This is a genomic window from Quyinboa ferrireducens, from assembly GCF_042436675.1.
Taxonomy (GTDB): domain Bacteria; phylum Bacteroidota; class Bacteroidia; order Bacteroidales; family UBA5342; genus JBHJHP01.
In genome coordinates this window covers 1-24,771 of the sequence record NZ_JBHMVA010000017.1, presented here as the reverse complement: position 1 = coordinate 24,771, position 24,771 = coordinate 1, and the positions used below count along the sequence as shown (strand labels likewise).

The 24,771-nt window shown below is 38.7% G+C and carries 13 protein-coding genes; 7 read left to right on the top strand and 6 right to left on the bottom strand.

All coding sequences use genetic code 11. The features are described from left to right. Nucleotides 1–2,868 (top strand): PD-(D/E)XK nuclease family protein, encoded by a 2,868-nt coding sequence (locus ACE01N_RS18040; RefSeq protein WP_380592025.1) that lies wholly within the window; start codon nucleotides 1–3, stop codon nucleotides 2,866–2,868. 2 nt (nucleotides 2,869–2,870) lie between these two features. Here the strand turns inward: ACE01N_RS18040 and ACE01N_RS18035 are convergent, their stop codons facing one another. Together ACE01N_RS18035 and ACE01N_RS18030 are read right to left on the bottom strand one after the other, a co-directional pair. Continuing rightward, complete coding sequence (locus ACE01N_RS18035; protein ID WP_380592023.1) at nucleotides 2,871–3,950, bottom strand: acyloxyacyl hydrolase; 1,080 nt, start codon at nucleotides 3,948–3,950, stop codon at nucleotides 2,871–2,873. 137 nt (nucleotides 3,951–4,087) lie between these two features. After that, nucleotides 4,088–5,314: an isocitrate dehydrogenase (NADP(+)) gene (locus ACE01N_RS18030; RefSeq protein WP_380592021.1), complete on the bottom strand. Its 1,227-nt coding sequence runs from the start codon at nucleotides 5,312–5,314 to the stop codon at nucleotides 4,088–4,090. A 170-nt stretch (nucleotides 5,315–5,484) separates the two neighbouring features. On the opposite strand from ACE01N_RS18030, the gene ACE01N_RS18025 reads away from it, so the two are divergent. Together ACE01N_RS18025 and ACE01N_RS18020 are read left to right on the top strand one after the other, a co-directional pair. Beyond that, entirely contained in the window at nucleotides 5,485–6,855 is a 1,371-nt protein-coding gene (locus ACE01N_RS18025; RefSeq protein ID WP_380592019.1) for an exonuclease domain-containing protein, read from the top strand. A 1-nt stretch (nucleotide 6,856) separates the two neighbouring features. Further along, nucleotides 6,857–8,689: a YgiQ family radical SAM protein gene (locus tag ACE01N_RS18020; protein ID WP_380592017.1), complete on the top strand. Its 1,833-nt coding sequence runs from the start codon at nucleotides 6,857–6,859 to the stop codon at nucleotides 8,687–8,689. Nucleotides 8,690–9,265: 576 nt separating this feature from the next. Here the strand turns inward: ACE01N_RS18020 and ACE01N_RS18015 are convergent. The 4 genes from ACE01N_RS18015 to ACE01N_RS18000 all read right to left on the bottom strand — a co-directional run bounded on the left by ACE01N_RS18015 (nucleotide 9,266) and on the right by ACE01N_RS18000 (nucleotide 21,141). After that, a complete protein-coding gene (locus tag ACE01N_RS18015; protein WP_380592015.1) occupies nucleotides 9,266–9,631 on the bottom strand; it encodes a DUF1801 domain-containing protein in 366 nt (121 codons plus the stop codon). A gap of 150 nt (nucleotides 9,632–9,781) precedes the next feature. Continuing rightward, nucleotides 9,782–12,790, bottom strand: coding sequence for a glycoside hydrolase family 2 protein (locus ACE01N_RS18010; RefSeq protein WP_380592013.1), 3,009 nt, complete (start codon nucleotides 12,788–12,790; stop codon nucleotides 9,782–9,784). A gap of 45 nt (nucleotides 12,791–12,835) precedes the next feature. Beyond that, complete coding sequence (locus ACE01N_RS18005) at nucleotides 12,836–17,311, bottom strand: rhamnogalacturonan lyase family protein (protein ID WP_380592011.1); 4,476 nt, start codon at nucleotides 17,309–17,311, stop codon at nucleotides 12,836–12,838. A 194-nt stretch (nucleotides 17,312–17,505) separates the two neighbouring features. After that, complete coding sequence (locus tag ACE01N_RS18000; RefSeq protein WP_380592009.1) at nucleotides 17,506–21,141, bottom strand: hybrid sensor histidine kinase/response regulator transcription factor; 3,636 nt, start codon at nucleotides 21,139–21,141, stop codon at nucleotides 17,506–17,508. Between the two features lie 272 nt (nucleotides 21,142–21,413). Between ACE01N_RS18000 and ACE01N_RS17995 the strand changes: the two genes are divergently transcribed. The 4 genes from ACE01N_RS17995 to ACE01N_RS17980 all read left to right on the top strand — a co-directional run bounded on the left by ACE01N_RS17995 (nucleotide 21,414) and on the right by ACE01N_RS17980 (nucleotide 24,575). Next, entirely contained in the window at nucleotides 21,414–22,178 is a 765-nt protein-coding gene (locus ACE01N_RS17995; RefSeq protein ID WP_380592007.1) for a polysaccharide deacetylase family protein, read from the top strand. Nucleotides 22,179–22,202: 24 nt separating this feature from the next. Next, nucleotides 22,203–22,937, top strand: coding sequence for a DUF169 domain-containing protein (locus tag ACE01N_RS17990; protein WP_380592005.1), 735 nt, complete (start codon nucleotides 22,203–22,205; stop codon nucleotides 22,935–22,937). Between the two features lie 27 nt (nucleotides 22,938–22,964). Further along, nucleotides 22,965–23,849: a helix-turn-helix domain-containing protein gene (locus tag ACE01N_RS17985; RefSeq protein WP_380592003.1), complete on the top strand. Its 885-nt coding sequence runs from the start codon at nucleotides 22,965–22,967 to the stop codon at nucleotides 23,847–23,849. 75 nt (nucleotides 23,850–23,924) lie between these two features. Further along, the gene (locus ACE01N_RS17980) at nucleotides 23,925–24,575 is read left to right on the top strand and encodes an NAD(P)-dependent oxidoreductase (protein WP_380592001.1); all 651 of its coding nucleotides are present in this window, start codon (nucleotides 23,925–23,927) and stop codon (nucleotides 24,573–24,575) included. Nucleotides 24,576–24,771 lie beyond the last annotated feature (196 nt).

Sequence of the window (24,771 nt, the reverse complement as noted above, 5' to 3'; positions counted from 1 at the left end):
ATGGAATTATTTCTGCAACAGGTTGCCCGGCATTTAATAGAACATCATAAAGAAGAACTGCATAGCTACTGGCTGGTATTCCCCAATAAGCGAACCAGTCTCTTCTTTAAAACATGGCTTTCACAGTTAACAGACGATCCGGTTTTCGTTCCTCCATCTTTTTCCATTGATGAATTTATCGCCGAATTTACCGGTCTTGAGGAAATAGATCAGCTGGGTGCATTGTTTAACCTTTACAAGGTACACCAGCAGGCAACCGGAAGCGAAGATACATTTGATGACTTCTACTTCTGGGGCGAAATGCTGATCAACGATTTTGATGACATTGACAAATACCTGGTTGACGCCAAACAGCTTTACACCAATCTTCTGAACCTGAAAGAAATTGACCAGTATTTTATGGATCAGGCTACAGAGGAAGAAGAACGCATCAGGCATTTCTGGGAAGAACTTTTCAGATCGAAAAAACCGGGAACCAAAGAATTTTTACAAACCTGGGAAAAACTCTACCCGGTATATCAGGCATTCCGAATGAACCTGAAAAGCCGGAACCTGGGCACCAAAGGAATGCTCTACCGCGATGCCGTTGAAAATGTCTTCGCGGTTGAACCGGAAAAACTGCCGTTTAAATATGTGGGATTTGTAGGTTTTAACGCATTAACCAAAGCTGAAGATCAGATTTTTACTGTCTTACAGAAAACAGGGAAAGCAAGGTTTTTCTGGGATTACACGCGCGAAATGATCACTTCGGATACTACCAGTGCCGGATTCTTTCTAAAAAAACAACTGAAGCGTTTCCCGGGTGTATTCGATGAACCTGCCAAACAAAACCCTGGCCTGAACCTTGAGGTTATTGCCGTTTCATCCTCGTCGGCACAGGCAACCGTTGCTGGTAAAATACTGGAACAACAAAACGATATACCGGGCCTGAACACTGCTGTGGTTATGGCGGATGAAAGCCTGTTGCAAACTATGCTGAATAAAATCCCGTCTAACGTTCAGGATCTGAATATTACCATGGGTTACCCTGTGAAGAACAGCCAGGTTTCAGCATTACTAGGTCAGATTACCAACCTGCAACAACGCGTAAGGTACCAGAAAGGGGTGCCCAACTATCATTTCAAACTCGTACTGCAATTGCTCTCCAACAATATTCTGCAGCGCGTTGCACCTCATATCAGCGAACTAAGGAATGTGATGAAGGATCAAAACCTGTACTATGTACCTTCCACATTTTTTAAAGATGATCCGGTTTTAAAACTTATTTTCACACCTGTTGAAAACGGGAAGGAAGTGATCAACTACCTGATACGGATATTTGAAATGATCCTGTTAAGGCTGAATTCTGATCAGAAGGACGAAGAAACAGAACCAGTTATTGATGCTGAAAAAGAAATGTTATTTGCAGTTTATACCCGCTTGATCCGGGCCGGCGACCTTTTTGGTTCAGCCGAAACCGTTCTGCCGGGAAGGGATCTTATCTTTAAACTGGTAAAACGTATTGCAGATAACATAACCCTGCCTTTTGAAGGAGAACCATTAAAAGGACTTCAGTTGATGGGTATTCTTGAAACACGTAACCTTGAATTTGAAAATCTCATCATCCTGTCAGCCAATGAGGGATTTCTTCCTTCTACTTCTCACGGCACTTCATTTATTCCTTTTAACCTGCGAAAAGGTTTCGGGCTGCCAACCGTAGAGGAGCAGGATGCCATGTATGCCTATTATTTTTACCGGTTAATTTACAGGGCTAAGAACGTCCATCTTATATACGACTCATCATCGCAGGGTGTTAATACCGGTGAGCCAAGCCGCTATATTTACCAACTTAAATACCTGATGGATATTCCGGTTACTGAGCGAACCGTAAATTACGAAGTATCTCTCAGTACGATGAGAACCATAACCATTCAAAAAAAAGAAGAAGTTCTACAGGCACTGGAACGGTTTAAATCCGGCAGTTCAGCATTATCGGCCAGCAGTCTGAATGCGTTTCTGGATTGTGGTTTAAAATTCTATCTGGCGTATGTTGAACGCATCAGGGAACAGGACGATATTCAGGATGATATTGATGCAAGAATCTTTGGGAACGTATTTCATGATATCATGGAAACGCTTTACCAGCCTTTTTCAGGGAAGATGATAGACAGAACCGATATAGCCGATATCCTGAAAAATAAATCACAAATTGAAGCCACTGTAAAGCTTTGTTTTGCCCGAAACTTCTTTAAGAACGAATCAATTTCAGATACTTCCAGAATAAAAGGAAAGCTGCTGATTTATGTGAAAGTACTGATAAAGTACACCACAAAACTGCTGGAATACGATATGAACAGCTGCCCTTTCAAATATATTGAAGGAGAAAAGCAGGTACAACACAGCCTGGTTCTCAAAGATGGCAGCAAGGTGAACTTATTTGGGAAGATTGACAGGGTGGATGAAAAAGATGGCATTAGCCGTATCATTGATTACAAATCGGGAACCATTAATGTCAACACAAAAAACCAGATTATATTAAAGGATATCGACGCACTGTTTGACCGTGAAAAAGCCCTGAACCCGGATCAGAAAGCAATTTTTCAGACACTGTTTTATGCCATGCTTTACAGCACAGAAAACGGAAATACATCAGAAATACATCCTGGCATCATACCAATCCGTAAGTTGTTTGGAAAATCAGCATTATCTCCACAAATATTCACTTCAAACGGAGATGTTATAAGTTATGACTCAGAAGTAAAAGATCAGTATGAAGAAGGCCTTAAAGCAGCAATCGAACGGATTTTTGACCCGGAATTATCATTTGCCCAAACTGATGATCTGAAAAACTGTGAATATTGCGATTTTAAGAATATCTGTGGCAGGTAAAACTAATCAAGCCCGCGGTTTATGGAATAACCAATTCCCCAGGTAATTTCCTTGGCTTTGTTGCCCTGCGCACGTAACGACATATCAATAAACATTCCTTTAATCAATCTATATCGCACTCCAAACCGTTCGTAAACAGGTAAGGAATCATACGTTAAAAAAGCCATGTAGCCAAACTGGGTAACCAGAGATAAGTGTCGTAAAATAAATTCACTGCTCACAAGTATTCCACCCTGATACAGCGAAATTTTTTCACCTTCCAGTGTTCTGGCAAAAGGTCCCAAAAGATCTGAATGTTGACCATCCAGCAAATATTGTTTCCATTTCAGGGAGTTGTCTTTAATCAGGTCAAATGCAATTCCCAGCCGGTGACGTTTTGTAAATCTTTTTGCAACCAGGATCTGAAGATTCTGAGCGAGATATGTTTCATCATGGTCACTAATCCCCAAACTGCCTGCACCATAGCGGACATCCAGTCCCCACTTTTTATTAATTTCCGGATAATCTGCTCTTTCCTTCAGTTGAACCTTTTCTGCCTCAAGTCTGTAAGTCACACCAGTTCTGACGCCCAACATATTCAGTCCCATATTCGGCTTTTTCCCGGCTCCGTTTGAAAAATGAGAAATACCAGCACCAACATACCCGTTAAATCTTTCACTAATCTTAAAAGAAGTATTCAGGTTAAAATCAAGGTATGCATTCAGGTGCGTGCTCACACCAATATTATTCGGATTGGTAACCGGATCGTAAATATTCTCCACCCAACCCAAGCCGGTAGCTACATCCCATTCTATTTTAAAATTCTTAAATTGATATATCGGGAAAGTACCGAAAAAGTAACCTGCGAGTGTTTTACCAATTTCAGGCGATGTAAACTGCCCTGCATTTAACCCTACTCCAATTTTAGGATAATCGTAAGCCCAGTGCCAGTATCTGTCTCCATTGGTTTTATAAAAATATCTGACTTCCAGCACATGATGAAAACCAGCAATCCTTTCAAGTTCGGGATAGTGAGCCCAAAGATGTGAATTTAAAAGGTTCACAGCAATATAGTTATTACGCTTAACCTTTACTGAATCCATATCCTGTGCATTAACCATTATGGTAAACGCAAGAAAAACGAATATATGGACAGTAATACTTTTCATCCCGGGTCAACACAAATGTAAAAAAAAGGCTGAACAAAACGTCCAGCCCTTCACTATCAATTTACATTTAACTATTTATTCAATTTTTTCTGCAGGTTTTGATCCAACGCTTCCAAAAAGTCCTCTGTATTTAAATAATGACTTTCATTTAAGTCTGAACCATAAATACACAACGCAAGATCCTTCGTCATGTGGCCACTTTCAACGGTTTCCACACAAACATCTTCCAGTGCATTTGCAAAATCAATCAGCGCCTGATTTTCGTCCAGTTTTCCACGGAATGCCAAACCACGGGTCCATGCAAAAATTGATGCAATCGGGTTTGTTGATGTTGGTTTTCCTTTCTGATGCATTCTGAAATGTCGGGTTACTGTACCATGTGCAGCTTCAGCTTCCATTGTTTTTCCATCCGGTGTTACCAAAACTGATGTCATTAAGCCTAAAGAACCAAACCCCTGTGCCAACGTATCGCTCTGCACATCGCCATCGTAATTTTTACAGGCCCATACAAAACCACCATCCCACTTCAACGCAGCAGCCACCATATCGTCAATCAAACGATGTTCATAGGTGATGCCTATTGCATCCATTTCAGCTTTATAATCCTTCTGGTAAATTTCTTCAAAAATATCCTTGAACCGACCATCGTATTTTTTCAGGATGGTATTTTTTGTGCTCAGGTATAAAGGCCATTTTTTATTGATAGCCTGCTGAAAACAACTGTGTGCAAAACCACGGATCGATTCATCTGTATTATACATGGCCATTGCAATGCCATCACCTTCAAAATCATAAACTTTATGTTCCTGCTTTTCTCCGTTTTCACTTTCAAACGTAATCGTTAGTGTCCCTTTTCCCTTGGTTACAAAGTCGGTTGCACGATACTGATCACCGAAAGCATGACGACCAATACATATTGGTTTCTTCCACCCCGGGACCAAACGCGGTACATTTTTAATCATGATTGGTTCACGAAATACAGTTCCACCTAAAATATTACGGATTGTTCCGTTTGGAGAACGCCACATGTGTTTCAATCCGAATTCCTCCACACGCTTTTCATCGGGAGTAATGGTAGCACACTTAATACCAACATGATATTTTTTTATGGCTTCGGCTGCATCAACAGTTATCTGATCATCTGTTTCGTCTCGTTTCTGAACGCTTAGATCGTAATATTCAATATCAAGATCAAGATAAGGTAAAATGAGTTTTTCCTTGATAAATTTCCAGATAACGCGGGTCATTTCATCTCCGTCAAGCTCAACAACGGGATTGGCAACTTTAATTTTCTCCATTTCTAATTTTTTTCTTGAATTAATGTATGAGGCACAAATATATAAAAATCTGACTATATTGATTTGTACCGAATTGCAAGTCTTGATAATAGAACAAAGAATGTTGGAAAGTGTTGAATTCTGATTTCACTAATATCTGTTTCCATTAATCTTTTACTATTTTTGACCCGATGTATGCCATTGTAGATATAGAGACCACGGGTGGAAGCGCGCAAAAGGACAAGATAACAGAAATAGCCATTTACAAACATAACGGGAAAGCTGTTGTGGATGAATATTCAACGCTTGTAAATCCTGAGCGGAATATTCCATATTATATCACACAACTCACCGGTATTTCAAACGAAATGGTAGCTGATGCACCATGCTTTTATGAGGTTGCGAAGGATATTGTGGAATTTACGAAAGACTGCATCTTTGTAGCTCACAACGTGGCATTTGACTACCGTTTTGTAAAGAATGAATTTGCCCAGCTGGGATTTCATTACCAGAAAGACACACTCTGCACCGTAAAACTGTCCCGCAAGTTACTTCCCGGACACACATCATACAGCCTTGGAAATTTATGTTCAGATCTGAACATAGCCATCAACGGAAGGCACCGGGCCGGTGGTGATGCGTATGCCACAGCTCTCCTTTTCAGTATTTTGGTTCAGCAGAACAATGGGATATTACCCAAATCTGAAAGCGATTTGATAGATCCCAAAATTCTGAATCCTTCTTTAAACTTTGAACTGGTTAAAAACCTTCCTGAAGCATGCGGCGTATATTATTTATACAATCAGAATAACGATCTGATTTATATCGGAAAAAGCAAAAATATTCGCGGCAGAGTTTTAACACATCTGAATAACGGAAATACTGCCAAATCAGGAAAGATGGCATCAGAAATAGCCAATATTGATTTTGAACTTACCGGCAGCGAACTGATTGCACTACTTAAGGAATCGCACGAAATAAAACAGAGCAAACCGTTGTACAACAGAGCCCAGCGCAGGACATTAATGAGGTACGGACTTTTTCTCTTTGAAGATACAAATGGCTATCTGAACCTGAGTATCGAAAAAACAGATCAGAAAATTAAAAAGGAACCATTAACGACATTCTCATCGCTTGAGGAAGGAAAAAACAGGCTGAACCGTTGGATCAAAAAATACCAGTTATGCCAGAAATTGTGCGGGATGTATGAAACACAGGGTGCCTGTTTCAATTATCAGGTACATGAATGCCATGGCGCCTGCATCGGCCAGGAATTTGCTTATAGCTACAATTTAAGGGTAGAAGAACTACTGAAAATATTAAAATACGATTCTCCCAATATGGCCATACTGGGAGAAGGAAGAAATCCTGAGGAAAAGTCTGTTGTTTGGGTGGAGAACGGCACTTATCTTGGCTTTGGTTTTTTTGATGAAACCACACAGTTTTCTCAACTTTCCGATCTGAAAGATGTTATTAATACATACCCCGATAACAGAGATATTCAGCAGATTATCAACAGCTACTTGCGCAAACACAAAAAACTACAGGTAGAAAAATTCTGATATGTCAACAACCAAAAACTATAATTTAACAGACTGGCTCCCTACGACAAAGAAAGAGATGGAACTCAGAGGATGGGACCAGGCTGATGTAATTCTTTTTTCCGGTGATGCCTATATCGATCATCCCTCGTTCGGGCATGCCGTTATTGGGCGTTTACTGGAATCAATGAACCTGAAAGTGGCTCTTGTGCCACAACCCAACTGGCGCGATGATCTTCGAGATTTCAAAAAACTTGGAAAACCCAGACTATTTTTTGGCGTAACTGCCGGCTGTATGGATTCCATGGTAAACCATTATACTGCCAACAAACGATTGAGGTCGAATGATGCTTACACTGCAGATGGACGTGCCGGTGCCAGACCTGATTATGCAACAACAGTCTACAGCAATATTCTGAAAGATTTATTTCCTGACGTGCCGGTTCTAATTGGTGGTGTGGAAGCCTCTTTGCGCAGAGTGACGCATTATGACTACTGGCAGGACCAATTGATGCCCTCAATTCTGGAAAGCAGCAAAGCCGACCTTCTAATCTACGGCATGGGTGAAACTGCGCTTAAAGAACTTGTCAGACTTTTGGAAAGAGGGGTGCCGTTTGAATCCATTAAAACCATTGAGCAAACAGCATTTATAGCTGATCCGGATCATCTGCCCAAAAATAAAAACTGGGAAGATATTACGCTTGCGTCCCATGAAATATGCATGGAGGATAAAACGGCATATGCCAGGAATTTTGCCATTATTGAACGAGAATCCAATAAATGGTTTGCACGGCGCTTGTTGCAGCCAACCGGCAACGGCGTGGTTGTAATCAATCCACCATTCCCTCCTATGGACTCAAAAGAGCTTGATAAAGTTCATGCACTGCCATACACCCGAATGCCGCATCCCAAATACAGGGATAAACATATTCCGGCATACGAGATGATTAAATTTTCGGTGAATATGCACCGTGGTTGTTTTGGAGGATGCAGCTTTTGTACCATTTCGGCCCATCAGGGAAAATTTGTGGTAAGCCGAAGCAAAAAATCCATCATCGATGAGGTAAAGCAACTAACAGAAATGGCAGATTTTAAAGGCTATGTTTCTGACCTCGGCGGACCATCGGCCAATATGTACCAGATGCAGGGGAAGGAACTTGATATGTGTAAAAGATGTGCCAGACCATCCTGTATTTATCCCATAGTTTGTGATAATCTTGATACAGATCACACACCTATGCTTGAAGTTTACAACGAAGTGGACAGCCTGGAAGGTGTAAAAAAAAGTTTTGTTGGAAGCGGAATAAGGTACGACCTTCTTTTAAATCCACATAACCACCTTCCGCTGTCACCGGACAAGGAAATTTACCTGAAGGACCTGATTACGAAACATGTTTCCGGAAGGCTGAAAGTTGCACCGGAACATACGGAGGATGAAGTACTAAAAATGATGCGTAAACCGAGCTATAAACTATTTTATAGTCTGAAAAAATATTTCGACAAAATCAATCAGGAAACAGGGATGAACCAGCAGCTGATACCTTACTTTATATCAAGCCATCCTGGTTGTGAGGCTGAACACATGGCCGACCTTGCTGTAAAAACAAAAACACAGGGATTTAAACTGGAACAGGTTCAGGATTTTACACCAACGCCAATGACACTCGCCACGGTTATGTATTATTCAGGAATTGATCCGTATACGGGAAAACCGGTAACCATTGCCAAAAACAAAAAAGACAAACTGAAACAACGTAGCTTTTTCTTCTGGTATAAGAAAGAGTACCGTACTGCTCTGCGAAATGAACTCTCCCGAATGAACCGTAAAGATTTAATTGGTAAACTCCTGGATTAAAGCACGTAACAAGAAGATCCCGGTTTTCGTTCGTTTCAGGGTATTTATATAAAAAATTTAAAGGGACCGATCTGGCAACCGTATCCCTTTAACCCCAAAATTGATGTATTATGAAAAACCCCTGTGAAGTTCAAATTCATAAGGAAATCTAGTGCTCTATTCCTGGAAATACTTATCAAAAAACTTAATATTAACAGTTCCGGCCTTTTGTTCTATCATCGCTCTAACAACCCGCCTTCCTGCTCTGAATTGAGTTAAGATAAATATTGCAAAGAACATTGTAAGCATCTAAATTTCCTTTATAAAAACTGTATAACCTAATTACTTTAACTTTAATACCTCAAATTTACACTGTATTGATATTAAAAACAAATTATTTAACATTTAAATTAATATTATTTTAATATTAAAACCGAATATCCTTTAAATAAAGGATTTCATACAAATACTCAAAATGTTAAAATATGTTTATTTTATTAATAGAATATCAACAATCTTACAAAAAAGTTTCAGAATTTCTACAAATCATGTTGATTTTATGGATATAAAATAATGATATGTGCAATAATTTACAGATTATTTAACATGAATTATGCCATTGCGATACAGGTCCAGTGCAGCCAGTAATAGCGTTTCTATTTCATCAATAGGAATGTCCTCCATAGGATTAACTTTAAGTATTTTCATCCTGGAACGATTTTCCGCTTCCAGTCCCGGGAAATTTAAATATTTGCCTTCCACCATAAGAATGTAGGGTAAATTATCATTCCTGTCTTCCCACAGATAACAGCATGCTTTGTTTTTAAAACAAAAGCAAGGCATTCCATATTTCACAGTTTCTGTTATTCTGCTATCCTGTTCCAGAATAATACTTCGTAAAGCCAGCAGGCAGCTCTTATTCGGTTCTTCTTTACAAAAATAAAAATCATCTGATGCAGCCATAGGAACAAATTTAAACTACTTTTTATTCTGCAAACCCATATCAATACAACAATATAAAATAAATTGCAGATTTGGTTAAACTCAGAGTATACTTAAATAAAAAGGGATGTCTACCCAAAAGACATCCCTTATCCAACCTAAAAATATCGTTCAATTTTTTAACGACGGTTTTACGTTTTTAAAAAATTCAGCTTCTACAATTCTCAGTTGACCTTTCGTATCCATATCTTCCGGATCCCGGAAACCATCCAGTTCCACTTTTCCACTCACTTCTATCATATTCTGAAACATATCAGCTTCTATACCGGCACCGGTAAGTTTTATTGTTACAGTCTTTCCTTCCGTTGGTTCAACCGGAATAAGAATGTAACCCAGACTACGCGCCGTTTCACCAGACCACACTTTTTTGTCATCCACAAAAATATCGATCGGATATGTCCTTCTCCTCCACCCGGTCATTTTTAGTGATACCTCATCAATTTCAGCTATCGTATCCAGTTTATACATAATCCAACCGGTGGACATTTTACCATCATTTGTCCATTCTGACATTTCATTGTCATCATAACTCATATAAGCTTTATCCGAATTGGCTCCGGCAATAGCTGAAGCAACAGGTATAGATTTACGGGTGACGGTATAAGAAGGTGTTAGAGGCGTAGGACCTTGTTCAAGATTACATGGCAAGCCTTCCGCAACAAATTGTTCAGACAATCCGTTTTGTACCTCCGCCGGAACAGTAACAAGACTGACTTTAGCAGCGTTTAGACCATCTGAAGTAGCCTTAAGTTTTATTTTGCCTGCTTTGGTAGTAGATCTGATCAGGACTCTGTTTACGCCACACTCTACAGGCAATGTTGTTTCTCCAACGTAATTTCCCTCAGGACCTGTAGCAATACCGCCAATCCACTCCGCATTTCCACTCAGTTCAAACTGTATCATATTCAATGCGGTCGGACAACGGTGTCCGTCTTTATCAACCACCTCTACCTGCACCATTGCCAGGTCTGCGCCATCCGCTTTGAAACCAACCGGTGATTCCATGGTAGTAAGCTTTAATGCAAACGGTGCTCCTGCAGTCTTGATAACATCTTCAGAAACAACTTTACCCTCTTTAAAAGATACGGCCTTTATTTCTCCGGCTTCATATTTTATATTTGGGAAAGTATAAAGGAAGCGGTATGAATTATTGCCGAACCCCTGAGATTTTCCATTAACAAACAGTTCCACTTTGTCACCGGACGAAACCACATAAACATCCTTTACGGTTTTATCAGTGTAATTCCAGTGTCCTATAATATGGGTCAAATATTTTTCAATATCTACCCATCCTGCCCACATCACCTGTTGGGCAAAAAAGTTATCCTTAGGTATCCGCATAGGATCCACTTCCCCGCTCCTACGGTAATTCTGCTCGCCACGGTAATGCGTATTGGTATCTGAAAATATTATTTTCGCACCTCCGCTGCTTACCCGTGTTCCTGTTCCGGGTCTTTGAATATAATAATCATACCAGCGTCTGACATTCTCAATGGCATGTGCATCCCGGTTATGGTTATAGGGTGATGCATCTGTTACTTTACTTCCGCTTACATTATGAGCATGCGTACCTCCAGAACCTTCCTTGTGATAAGGTGGCGTGTATTCATCCCAATATTTTCGCAATCCTTCATCACGGGAATATTCTGTAGCAAACAGAGGCTTTCCTGCACTTTTATTAATATACAACATCTCCCCTCCATACTCTGCTTCTTTGCTATCCAACATCTCACGGCTACCGATAGCACGGCCGCCATAAGGATCATAAGTATCTCTTATGACCTTTAATTCCGCCATATGCGCTTCACTAATATTCTCGTTTCCTCCTTCATAAAACAAAATGCTCGGGTTATTACGGTTATAAATAATGGCATCCCGCATAACCTCACAACGTTGTTCCCAGCGACGCCCTGTTACGTCTCTTTCCGAATCTCCGGCCGGCATCACCTGAATTAAACCAACACGATCACATGACTCCACATCCTGTTTCCATGGTGTAATGTGCATCCAACGCACAAAATTCCCATTTGATTCAATCATCAGTTTATTACTGTAGTCGCTTAACCAAGGCGGAACAGACATTCCTACACCCGGCCATTCATTGCTGGTTCGCTGCGCATAACCTTTCATCATAATGACCCTGTCATTCAAATAAACCATACCATCTTTAAAGGCAGTCTTTCTAAATCCGGTGCGAACCGGAACCTCATCCACAACCCGATCATCAACAATCAACTCAGAGACAACCGTATACAAATACCCGTATCCCCAACTCCAGAATTCCAGATTAGTCAGTTCTTTTGAAGCCTTTAACTCGGCAACTCCATTTGGAGAAACAAGGCCCGGTATACCATCAAATCTCGCCACCTCATTGCCTTTAAGGTCCTTAACAGTTATTGCCAGCCTGGCAACAACAGCGGTATTACTTTCATTTTTAACTTCAGAATCAACATGGATTTCGGCCTTTTTGCCTTTGATGTCCATATCCGTTGCATAAACATAGACTCCAGTTGTTCCCAAAGTTTTATATAAAGGTAATGTCTGATAGACATTTCTCGTAGTGTACAGGTAAACGTTTTTAGGTATTCCGCCGTAATTGGCATTAAAGTTTCTGTCATTCCACTGATATCGCTGATTGTAGAACCGTTCTCTATAGTCCCAACTGTTATCTGTTCTTACCGCGACTACATTTTTCGCAGGGTAAGGTTTAACCAGATCTGATACATCCAGCCCAACTGCCGTAATACCATTTTCATGAAGTCCGACCAACGTTCCGTTTACATAGAACTCACCACCCTGTCTCACCCCTTCAAATTCCAGAAATACTTTTGGATTTTTATCATTCTCCGGTAAAACAAAGGTCTTTCTATACCATGCAATCCCCGTAGAAAGCTTCGCGATATCTTTCATAAATGCCTCACTTTCATTCCATGCGTATGGCAGAGTTATCTCTTTCCATTCCGAATCATCAAATTTCAATGCAGAGGCCTCAGGTGTATCACCAACCAACAATTTCCACCCTGAATTAAAATTATATTTATGTCTTGTTACTTCAGCGTGCAATGCAAAAACGGCTGCCACTAAAACAGTAACTACACTTATCGTCTTTTTTATGCGCATTATTTTTCTTTTTAATTAAACCTAAAGGTATTCTTTAAAACAAGGTTATTCTTTACAAACCTTATATGTCACAACCCTATCAGTTGCTTTGATCTCAACAATATATATACCCGGCGCTAACGCAGACATATCCAATTCATTTTTACCGGTAGGTATAGTATTGTATAAAACCTTACCCGAAAGTGATTTAACCGTGATAATATCGGGACTTACGCCACCGGCAATATCAATGATTAAAAGATCCTTAACCGGATTAGGATAAAGACTGATCTGATCGTTGCTCACATCCTGAAGTGGCGTAGATTTCATCACTTTTATAATCCCCTGGTCATTCAACAGTGATACATCCCATGCCAAACCAGGGCCGGGGACAGACGGTTCAATAACACTGAATGAGCCTGCTACGGTTGAATTAGCAAAGAGTTCAAAGCTATCTCCTTCCTGATAAGCATCAGAGGTAAGTTTATTCATTTGAAGTGTACCACCGAGACTGACAGTTTTGCCATTGGTCAGAATCTTATCGCATGTATTGCCATTGGTATTTACATCAACCAAAAGAGTCGCACCGGCGTTCAGGGTTACATTATTATTGATCGTCAATGTGCCATATTTCCATCCGGGAGAAAGCACACCTCCATTATTTACTACAACTCTACCATTAATTATACCTGTTCCGTCAAGCATACCTCCCGAATTTATATTTACAGTGCCTGATCCCGTTGCACTTCCAGTAGTATTATTTATGTATAATAAGCCTGAATTTACTGTCGTCCCACCTGAATATGTACTTGAATTAGTAAGGATAAGCATTCCTGTTCCTGCTTTTGTAAGAGAATTTCCCTGAATTACTCCATCAAAAACTGTTGTATCATTTTTTTCTCCGATCACCCAGTTTTCAGTTCTCAGGTAAGAATCCGATGCACCTGTCACGCTTCCAACATGTACCGTTTGTGCAATATTATCCCCACTGCTTGTCCCTGTACTGTAATACATGGTCATCCCGGATGCCAGATCAAAGGTCATATTTCCATAACCTGCGCTTCCACTTAAACGTAAAGGTGATACACCCTCAACATGAACTGTCCCCTGAAAGTCAGACCAGTCTCCCCGGAATATAGTTCGATCAATATCTCCGGGAAGCACAATATTTAAAGTTCCCTTACCTGTAAGTTTTCCTCCAAAATTACATCTCATATCTGCTTCAAGCGTACCTTCATAGTCTTCCGGCACAAAAATGTTTGAATTGAAATCGGTATAATCACGGGTATTGCCCATTTTTAAAACACCTCCTTTAAACGTAATTAATCCGGTACCAAGTGCTCTTACATTCTGTCCACTTCCGGGATCATTAAGCTGAATAGCACCTTCCTCGATCACAGTTCCACCGGTATAACTATTACTGTTATCCATGAGATACAACGTTCCCGGCCCTTTCTTAACAAGTGCTCCGGATCCCTTTAAAAGTCCGCTAGTGGATAAGGTGGACTGCTCATAATATATATGAATAGTATCAGATTGTCCACTTATCATCATCCCCTTATCGGTGTAATTGTTTTTTACTGACCTATAATTTAATACTGCATCGTTCAGCACAAACGCTTCAGGTGCTACCGATGGATTTGCTCCCACAGCACTTGACTTACCTGCCAGATCAAAACTTTCAACAAATAAAGTACCTCCATTAATGATAGTTTTACCTGTATATGTATTTGATGATCCATAAAGTTGCAATGTACTTTGTTCGTTTACAACAACATCACCCACTCCCCCAATAACACCATCGCCTAGAATACGGTAACTTACTTTTCCATTTACGGTTAACTTTCCCACAGGTAATTCTCCATCTAACAATACAGCTGTTTGGGATTTTCCTGTTTCATCAAACACAACACTATCACCTGCAACGAACTGAGTTTTATTTCCATAAAGCAACCAGTTATCATTATTTTGCAGATCCCAGTTAAAATCTGAGCCTTCCCATACAATGGTTGAAGGATCACGTGTTCCTATTATTTCCAATGCAATGGAATTTAATGTGTCCTTTACAAAATACTTCCGTCCAAACAAACCCTCAATGGTTATATCTGATAAATTACCGGAAAATACAGTGCCATATTCAATCAGTGTATATAGTCCCGGTTTAATCACCTCGTCCAGATTATTGATCCTGATCAGGATCTTATTAACAACAACACCACTATCACATATTATTTTATCACCTGGCTTAACCAAACTGGTTGAATCATCTGTAAGATCAAACGCAAGAATCATTCCCGCCGTTAATACCAAATCATCCTTAAAAGTTAAAGAACCTGCTTCACCAGGATTACCCGGTGCTATCACAGACCGCTTTTCAAACGAACATGTCTTATAGATTGTTCCATTTCCAGCAAGAGTTGCACCCCCTAATACGTTTACCTCACTCTCGCTAATTTCATTATTAACAACCAGCGTTCCTTGTTCAACACTGGTTTTACCTGTATATGATCCCCTAATGCCAAGTGTTAAAGTACTGTATCCCGATTTGATCAAATCGCCATCACCAGCCAGATCACCGGTTCCCGAAAACTCATAGTCTACAGGAGAAATAACATAATTAATAGCAGGGGCAATAACATCATTTATAACAACATGGGTATGTCCGGTTCCTTCAATACCAAATAAAACGGAATCGTTTGCTTCATATGTAGATTGGATATTGTTCACATCCCAATTGTTATCAGTTGTATTCCACGTTTGTGAACTAATTCCTGTCCATACAGCTTTTGCACGCTGCATAGCAGGTATTGGTGGAGTGGTCATATCATTACCCAGATAATAATCCAATTGAGCAGACTGGTAATAGCCTTTAGTCGTCATGCAAAGCCGGTATTCGGGATTATGTGCCAGGGTATAAATTCGTTGACTGGTGGGGTCCGTCGTATTAAATATCTGCAATGCCCTGTGATCTGACTTCTCATAAACGACCTCTTCACGCCAGTCTCCCATTATATCACCATACAAAACCGGAACGTTACGCCATGTATATACGGCTCCCCAGTCGCTTGCAGTCAGTATTCGCTCCTCATAGTTACCCACATAATTCCATTTCAGGAATTTAACACCATCCAGCATTTCACTTTGCAGATCACCGTCCCACCATAACCGGAGATTGGGATAAGATCCGGTAATCACACTGGTAATTCTACCATCCTGAACATTATAAATACCATCCGTAAAAGTCCACATTTCAAACCCGGGATGCCTTGGATCAATATCTGCTACATTACCCCGGGCATAATCTCCAATAGATGCTCTGTATTGCGTTTGCAAAAAAGTTCCATCGCTGGCATCATAATAATACCAGGCCAGCCCACTTGGATTATCCTGTTGGATTCCATAACCTTCCAATCCAGGTCGATCCGGGTCGAAATCACCAATATGAAAACGGTCACCATGTACAATTCCCTGATATCCCAACGAATATAATGGTGTTCCATTATCATCAAGGACATATCCACCATCACAAATTTCATCCTTACCGTCCAGATCCACATCAACGATACGCTGCTGGTGAAATTCGGGAGCACTGTAATTACCTCTTAACCACTTCCAGCGTTGTGTAATCTCACCGTTATAATCATATGCACTGACAAGGAGGTTAAACGCACCATCATCTCTTCTGTTTTTTGCCTTAACGACTACCGAAGGATGAACTCCATCGAGGTACGCAATATTTAACTGTGTCTGTAGAGGGCCGTCAGACATATAATCTGTTGGAAGTGCAATTCTTGATTTTTCACTCCCTGTCATACCGTCCACAACAGATAAAAAGTTTTGTATATCGTTTGTATAACTTAATGTTGATCCGTCTCCAAAAATTGTACCATTAGCCGATTTTATAACGACCTCAGCTTTGCCGTCCATATCAAGATCATATACCGTTACACCATCCCACATCCCGTTGCTGATTACGGCAGCTCCTCCTTCTATGCCATCACGATTCAGGCTGAGTGGCCCCATATCTACCTGCCAAAGTCGTGTTCCATCTTTTTCATAGGCTTCCACTTTACAGGTTGCATCAGCAATATTGGGAATTCTATCCACAACAAACTCATATTCTCCATCTCCATCCAGATCACCAACCCAGGCTAGATGTACAAAATAATCTCCAAGATATTCAATAGGAACCTCAAAAACCTGGTTACCATGAATTCCAACCTCAGGTGACTTTTCCTGCTCTACTCCATCAACAACAGGCGCAACTGCATATTTACTGGTAGATGTGTTGTTATCTGTATAGTTAGACACATTCAAATCCGAAGCAATTAATGTATTATCACGATACAGATTATATCTGGTACCATTACTGAATTCCGTACCCAGTATTCTCCAGCTAATAAAAACCGACGAAGAATTTTTCCTGATCGCAACCGTTCCCCTGCCTAGTTTTTCCATCTTTCGCTGAGCATCTGCTTGAAAAGGCATAAACAATATAAGCATACTCACCGCTATGAAAATCAATTTCTTAGTATTATTCATAATGTATTTTAAAATTTATTCGTCTAAAATAATACAGCACGACAAAGTATTATTTATCAGTATATGCCATGACATATCATATTATGACAAATTTATGATTTAAACCGGTTGATTGTTAATATCCAAATTACAGTATAAGTAAAACGATTAAAATTTAATCAAAGACCTACCATTTTCTAATGGTAAAAAATTGATTATTTTTTACCTGATCTGTATTTTGAAGGGCTGCTTCCAAAATGCCTGGAGAATGTTCTGGAAAAATTTGAAGGTTCTGTGAAACCGACTTTATAAGCTATCTCAGAAATTGTCATTCCGGTTGTTAGTAAGAGTTCTGATGCCCGCTCCATTCTTATACGAACAATGAACTCCTGTACTGTACTTCCCGTTACAGCCTTAAGTTTGCGATAAAGCTGCCGGGGACTTATTTCAAGTAACTTTGCAAGTTCTTCTGTATTGAAGTTAACATTTTCAATATTCCTCTTTACAAAGTCAATAGATTTATTTAGAAATGCGTTATCCTGATCAATATTTTGATTCATAATATCACCCATGAACTTTGCACCTGCCAGTTGCTTCTGCATTTTTTGCCTGTTTCCCAGTGTACTCTTGATCTGGGCTTTTAATACTTCTACATTAAAGGGTTTTTGAATATAAAGGTCTGCGCCACTCTTCAATCCAATAATCTGATCTTCATTTGTCCCTTTTGCAGTTAATAATATAACAGGAATATGGCTTGTTTTTGCATTAGTCTTAACCAGGTTACACATGGCTATGCCATCCATTTTGGGCATCATTACATCAGAAATGATCATATCAGGTATATTCTGAACAGCACTTTTCAACCCATCTTCTCCATTATTCTCCGAAAGCAGTGTGTATGTATCTCCAAGTTCTGCGGCAAGATAAGATAACACATCCGGATTATCTTCAACAATTAGAACTGAAGGTCCGGTTGAATTCAAATCTTCCGTTTCTGATGTATTATTCAGGTTATGGTTCTGCATTCCAGATAATCCTGTTTCAGGTTCATTATAAGGAAAACTTAAGCTGACAATTGTTCCTTTATTTTTGTCGCTCTCAATTTTAATAGTTCCCCCCAGAATATCAACATAATTTCTGGTTATTGTCAGCCCCATACCTGATGAATAGCCATAGAAAGGCTTTGTCCCTTCATTATTAAAAGGCTCAAAAATCGTTTTAAGCGCTTCTCTTTTTATGCCAACACCACTATCTTTAATTACAACAAAATACCTATTCTGATCTTTCCTAAAACTAAATAACACCTCTATTCTACCACCGTCAGGCGTATATTTAAACGCATTGGATATCAGATTTAGCAATATTTTTTCAAGTCTTTCTCTATCATAATATCCTATTAACTCTTCAATTTCTGAATTGAAAACCAAATCTATTTTTCTGTTCATAGCCATCATACTAAATGACAACACGCTCTCCCTGACAATACTAATCCCATTTTCGAGGGTATAATCCGGTAAAATTTTTCTGGTTTCTGATTTTCTGAAGTCCAACAGCTGATTGATAAGATTCGAAAGATGCGTTACATTACGTTCAATAAGTTCCAGATAAAGTGCCTTATTATCTGATGACAGATGTCTGTTTTTCAACTGTTTGATAGGATCTACAATTAAGGTTAGTGGTGTTTTTAATTCATGTGATACATTGGTAAAAAAATCAATCTTCTCTTTATTTATCTCTTCCTGTTTTTCCAGATTCAGTTTTTCAATCAGCAATTGGCTTTTCAGGCGTTCGCGGGAAATAATAATCCTGTAAGCCATATATATAACGCCTAACAATAATAATACATAAATGACATAAGCTACCCTTGTGGCATACCAGGGAGGCATGATGCGAATAAACAGGTGTATGCTATCAGAAATGATCCCATCAGAGGTCGCTACATAAGCTAACAGTGTATAATTGCCAGATGGTATTTTTGAATAAGGTATTATATTGTGTTTGGTCTGCACATAATCTTCGTCAAAACCTTCCAGTTTATAGAAGATCACATCTCCATTTTTATTCTCATAATTTAAATCTACCAAAGCAATTGAGAAACTTCGGTTATTGTTATTAAGAATTAATTTTTTGGTATTAATCAGTACCTTATTTAATATGACCTGATTATTAATTGATTTTCCGGGTTTAACCTCAATTCCAGACACGTATAGTTTTGAAAACAACAATACAGGCTGATAATCGTCCGAATTGATCAGATCCGGATTAAAAGAAACATACCCTTCTCTGGACCCAAAAAATATGGTGCTATTCACTGTATCGTTATAACATGCGCCATCCAGAAAAACCCAGCTCATATTATTTTCCTGAAGCGAATAATTATAAATCTTTGAAGTACTGAGATCAAATTTTGAAATCCCTTTTTTATGCGCTATCCATATGTTACCATTTTCGTCTCCTGTAATAGCCGAGATGTATTGATCCTGCAATCCATCCCTCATCTCATAGGATGTAACAGAATAATTCTCAGGATCAATTCTGTTTAAGGCTTCTGATGTTCCGGCCCAGATTTCCCCTTGCTGATCCTCATATAAGGTATACACCAGATTACCCGTTAGCCTTTCCCCTACTTCATTCGTATTATCTATGTGTTTAACTTTGTGATAGTTCCCAATGCTGTCAGGACATAACACAACAATACCGGCACCTTCAGTAGCGATCCATAAATTATGAAACTGGTCTTCAACCAGGCTCATAACACTATGGTTATCAATTTCCCCCGAGAAATCATAAAACTTAAGATGATGGTTCTCCACATTAATTCTAACAAGTCCGTTGTATAAACCTGCCCAGATATTTCCATCATTGGAACTGATTAAACTATAAACCGAACTCACCAAAATATCCGGGAAAAGAGTTTTATTCAATATTTCAGTACTTTTTTGGGTCTCCGGATCATAACAACTAATCCCCTTCAAACCACCAACCCATATTCTGCCATACTTATCTTCCAGTAATGCCCTGATTTGTTTCTGTTCATTCTTAGATCTGAAATAAGGATGGTGCTCATCCAACTTCCCGTTTTTATAAATGAACATACCATCGTTGTTTGTTCCAAGCCAAAGTTCATTGTCTGTTTTAAGAATTGACCTTACAGAAGTTAATACCGGTTGTTCTGAATTTTCGTTTATCAGATGATATAAATTAAAGGGTTTTCTGTTTGTATTAACTTTATACACAGTACCACTCCTCGATCCTAACCATATAAAATTCTGATTATCAATATAAAAACATGTAATATAATCATCTGTCAATGCGCCGGGTTGCCAAAGATTGGAATGATATTGTCGTTCATCTCCTGTGGCTGTATTATACGAAGTGAATACATTCCCCGAAATATAATAACCGTAACCATGAATGGTTTTATTCCGGTTTAACTGGTTGGGAATATAACTCAGTAAGAGTGAAACATTATTAGGGACTAAACTGTCAGGTATCGTTCGAAAATAATCTAGTCCATAATTGTACTTAACATATTTGTTATCAAAGGTTAGAATCCATAGCTGTTGGTTATCATCTGTGATTAAATTACGGATTCTGTTATTAGGTACAGATAATGAATCCCCCTGAATATGATTAAATACATCAAATTTATTCCCATCAAACCGGTATAATCCACTCCAACTTCCAAACCAGATATATCCAAGGGAATCTTTTGCAATACCGTGTATAGATGTATTCGGAGAAATATCCGTACCTCTTTCGACTTCGAAAAAAAGATCCTGCGAAAATAAATTCTCAGCACTGCAACATAGCCAGATTAAGCACAGTATAAAACGTAAAGCACTCTTCATTGATACAACCCATTAATACCTATTATATGATATTTCACTTTCAGTTATTGTATTGCATTAAATTAAACACTTTACTAAATAACCCATACTTTACCGAATTTACAAACGAATGTCTTAAAACGATAGAATTTGGCAATTATTGATCCAATATTCATCCATTCATTTTACTTCAAAAACAGATTTAGCTTTATCTTTGATCATGTCCATTCAAATTTCATCAGCGATTTTATTTTTGTATGTCATACGTTCTGAAAATATAAAAATCTGATATTATGAATATGATCAAAAAAACCGGGTATTTCCTTTTAATTCTGCTTAGTTTTCAATCCTGTAAATTCAATAAGTCAGAAAAGTCTGAATCAGGTTCTGATGCACCAATAATCGTTCTCACCTTTGACGATGCTGTTATCAGCCATTATACATATGTTGCCCCTTTATTAAAGCAGTACGGATTTGGCGGAACCTTTTTTATTTGTGAATATCCCCGTCGTACACCTGCAGACACATTGCAATATATGAACTGGAACCAGATAAGCAAACTCAACAACATGGGATTTGAGATCGGAAATCATACCAGAACCCATAAACACGTGAACAGCATGCATCGCAGTGAAATGGAAGAACAGATTGCTTATATTGAAGATAAATGTAAAGCATACAATATTCCTAAACCGGTTTCATTTGCTTATCCTGGTTATGATACTGCTTCATTGGCTAAAGTCGTGTTAAAAGATATGGGATATACCTATGCCCGCATTGGAGGAAGCAGAAATTTTGTTCCTGCACAGGACAATCTTCTACTGATCCCGAGCTACAGCACTACCGGATCTGATGAAAACGCAAAGATCCGGATCATGGATATACTAAAGAATTCCAAACCCGGAGATATCATTGTATTTACCATTCACGGTGTGCCGGACATTGTTCATCCACATGTGAATACTTCACCGGAACTTTTTAGCGGGTATCTGAAATATATGCATGACCATGGTTACAAGGTTATAGCCATGCGCGACTTAAAAAATTACATTCCATGATTTTACATACTTTTTATAAAAGACATGATGAGACTTATTAGGACAAGTAAAATTGCAGATGCGATAATGTTAAAATATCATCCGGTTGCTGTATTTCGTTCAACAATAAAACCTGAAGGTGCCACACAGTTTAAAGAAGGTAGATGGGGATGTGTCGTTTCGTTATTAAATGCCGCAGCGAAAGGGAGAACAGCTGTATTTGATAAAAAAACGACGCCTTGTATGGGCGGTCAGGTCGGATTAGGTTTCGGTTGTTATGATATGAATTTTATTAAGCATCTGTTATCTTCTGGTTTCCCGGATGGAAGAGAAGGTGAGTATTATCTTAAAAATATGGAGCTTGCCGAAAAATTTGCTACAGGATTACCACAAATTGTTACCGATAAGTACATAATCTTTAAGCCCCTTTCGGAATTAAAAGAAGACGAGATCCCGGAAGTAATTATTCTCATGGTTAATGCTGACCAACTTTCAGCACTGATACTGCTCGCCAATTATGATAAGGAGACTCAGGATAATGTAAAAACAGACTTTGCCGCAGGATGCCAGCAAACAATATTGCTACCTCTTAATGAGGCAGAGAAAGGTGGCTCAACTTGTTTTGTAGGACTGACAGATCTATCAGTGCGAAAACTTGTAGATAAGGATACTCTATCATTCGCGCTTCCTTATAAACGCTTTTTAGAATTGGAAGATCAGGTTGACGAAAGTTTTCTAACCAAGGAAACATGGCTTAAAATTGCGCCAAGGATAGGTTAGAATTTTTCTACCAGAAACGATAATAAAATGACTCAAAATACTACATATAACAATTTTATCGAGAGCTATATAAAAAAACTTCCAACAGGATTCAAATGGCAAAATACTCCTTTGCAAATTTATCCATTGGAGTTTATTTCTAAGTACCTGATACTTCCTACACCGCTTCTTCAGGCTGATTATCATTTTTTTGTATATCTGAATAAAGGTGAATTTAACCATCAGGTAGGAATTGAAACCTATAATATTAAGGCGCCCGCCATTTTATATGTTCCGGAGGGAGAAGCTTTTTCAATCAAATCAGTGAAAGATGAATTAGTTGGATTCTTCATTCTCCTGGAAGATAAAGTCATTTCTTCAACGGTCAGTAATGATGAATTACCTGATTTGTTGGCAATTGAAACTTTAATCAATCTGAATGCAGATAATAACCAGTGGCTAAAAACACTATGTGACTTATTGTACCGTGAAATTTCTTCTATCGATCCAAAACGTAAAGTGGGAACCGGACTTTTACAGGCACTGATCTATAAGTTGAATGGTTTATCTAAGAACAAAAAGACACTTTCAAGACAAAATGAAATAGCCATTAGGTTTAAACAACTGGCAAATGAACATTATAAGACGCACAAATATGTAAAATTTTATGCCAAAGAATTAGGCGTTTCTGAAAATTACATGAACAGATGCGTGAAAGCTCATTTCAATAAAAGCAGTAAACAAATTATCCAGAATATTATTATTCTTCAAAGTCAACTCCTTATGTTCAGTTCCAGCAAGGATATTAGTGAGATTTGCTATGATGTTGGGATTGATGACCCGTCCTATTTCTCCCGTCTGTTTAAGAAAATCACAGGTCAAACACCATCAGTATTCAAAAATCAAATAATACACGGTTTGTCCGGTTTTTGATTTGATTATTAAAAGTATTTAATTTTCTTCATCTCTATCTTTGCGTAAGATTAAGAACATAAAAATCATGATGAGATGAAAATATTCTTACTGGGTGCCACAGGAAGCACCGGACGTGAAGTACTTAAAAGATTGATTAAAGAAAATTATAATGTCAAAGCATTAGTGCGAAATCCTACAAATCTAGACCTAAAAGAACTTGGACAAATAGAGGAAGGGCAGGTTGAACTTATAACAGGAGGTGTGTTTGAGCCTGAAAAACTGAAAGAACATTTTAAAGGCTGTGATTTGGTTATTTCAGCACTGGGAACCGGAACGAACAACAATTATACAGAGATCTATTCCGAAGGAGGCCGGAATATCCTTGCAGCAATGAGAATAACCAAAATAAAAAAATTGATTACCATCACTGCAGGACTGATTGACATGAGTGATCCTTCGACCGATAATTTTTTCCTGAACCGTATCATTCGTCCTAATTTCAATAAGGTTTATTACGACCAAACCCGTTGGGAAACTATTTTGGATGATACTGACGATATTCAATGGATTTGTGTACGGCCAACTTATCTGACGAATAAAGCATATACCGGCAAATACAGAATTCAGGACAGGCACACACCGAAAGGAGGAAAAAGAATAAGCCGTGCCGATCTTGCGGATTTTATTGTCAGCCAAATTGATTCGAATGCATATATTCACAAAAAACCGGTTATTGCATACTAATTCAAGTTGACGAAAATAAGGCATAAAAAAGGACGGAATGTAAACATCCCGACCTTTTCTGAGCAAATTACTATGAAAAACTATTTATTATTGACAGTATCCCATAAAGTGTGTAAATGGGATTTGGTTAATATAAATTTAAACGTTCCTCAAATATAATTAAAAACTGATTAAGGATCATGCCCCAATCTCTGAT

Bases quoted from the DNA above. Each gene is read 5' to 3' on its own strand.
- ACE01N_RS18040 (WP_380592025.1), top strand. From the start codon at position 1: ATGGAATTATTTCTGCAACAGGTTGCCCGGCATTTAATAGAACATCAT.
- ACE01N_RS18035 (WP_380592023.1), bottom strand. From the start codon at position 3,950: ATGGATTCAGTAAAGGTTAAGCGTAATAACTATATTGCTGTGAACCTT.
- ACE01N_RS18030 (WP_380592021.1), bottom strand. From the start codon at position 5,314: ATGGAGAAAATTAAAGTTGCCAATCCCGTTGTTGAGCTTGACGGAGAT.
- ACE01N_RS18025 (WP_380592019.1), top strand. From the start codon at position 5,485: ATGTATGCCATTGTAGATATAGAGACCACGGGTGGAAGCGCGCAAAAG.
- ACE01N_RS18020 (WP_380592017.1), top strand. From the start codon at position 6,857: ATGTCAACAACCAAAAACTATAATTTAACAGACTGGCTCCCTACGACA.
- ACE01N_RS18015 (WP_380592015.1), bottom strand. From the start codon at position 9,631: ATGGCTGCATCAGATGATTTTTATTTTTGTAAAGAAGAACCGAATAAG.
- ACE01N_RS18010 (WP_380592013.1), bottom strand. From the start codon at position 12,790: ATGCGCATAAAAAAGACGATAAGTGTAGTTACTGTTTTAGTGGCAGCC.
- ACE01N_RS18005 (WP_380592011.1), bottom strand. From the start codon at position 17,311: ATGAATAATACTAAGAAATTGATTTTCATAGCGGTGAGTATGCTTATA.
- ACE01N_RS18000 (WP_380592009.1), bottom strand. From the start codon at position 21,141: ATGAAGAGTGCTTTACGTTTTATACTGTGCTTAATCTGGCTATGTTGC.
- ACE01N_RS17995 (WP_380592007.1), top strand. From the start codon at position 21,414: ATGAATATGATCAAAAAAACCGGGTATTTCCTTTTAATTCTGCTTAGT.
- ACE01N_RS17990 (WP_380592005.1), top strand. From the start codon at position 22,203: ATGATGAGACTTATTAGGACAAGTAAAATTGCAGATGCGATAATGTTA.
- ACE01N_RS17985 (WP_380592003.1), top strand. From the start codon at position 22,965: ATGACTCAAAATACTACATATAACAATTTTATCGAGAGCTATATAAAA.
- ACE01N_RS17980 (WP_380592001.1), top strand. From the start codon at position 23,925: ATGAAAATATTCTTACTGGGTGCCACAGGAAGCACCGGACGTGAAGTA.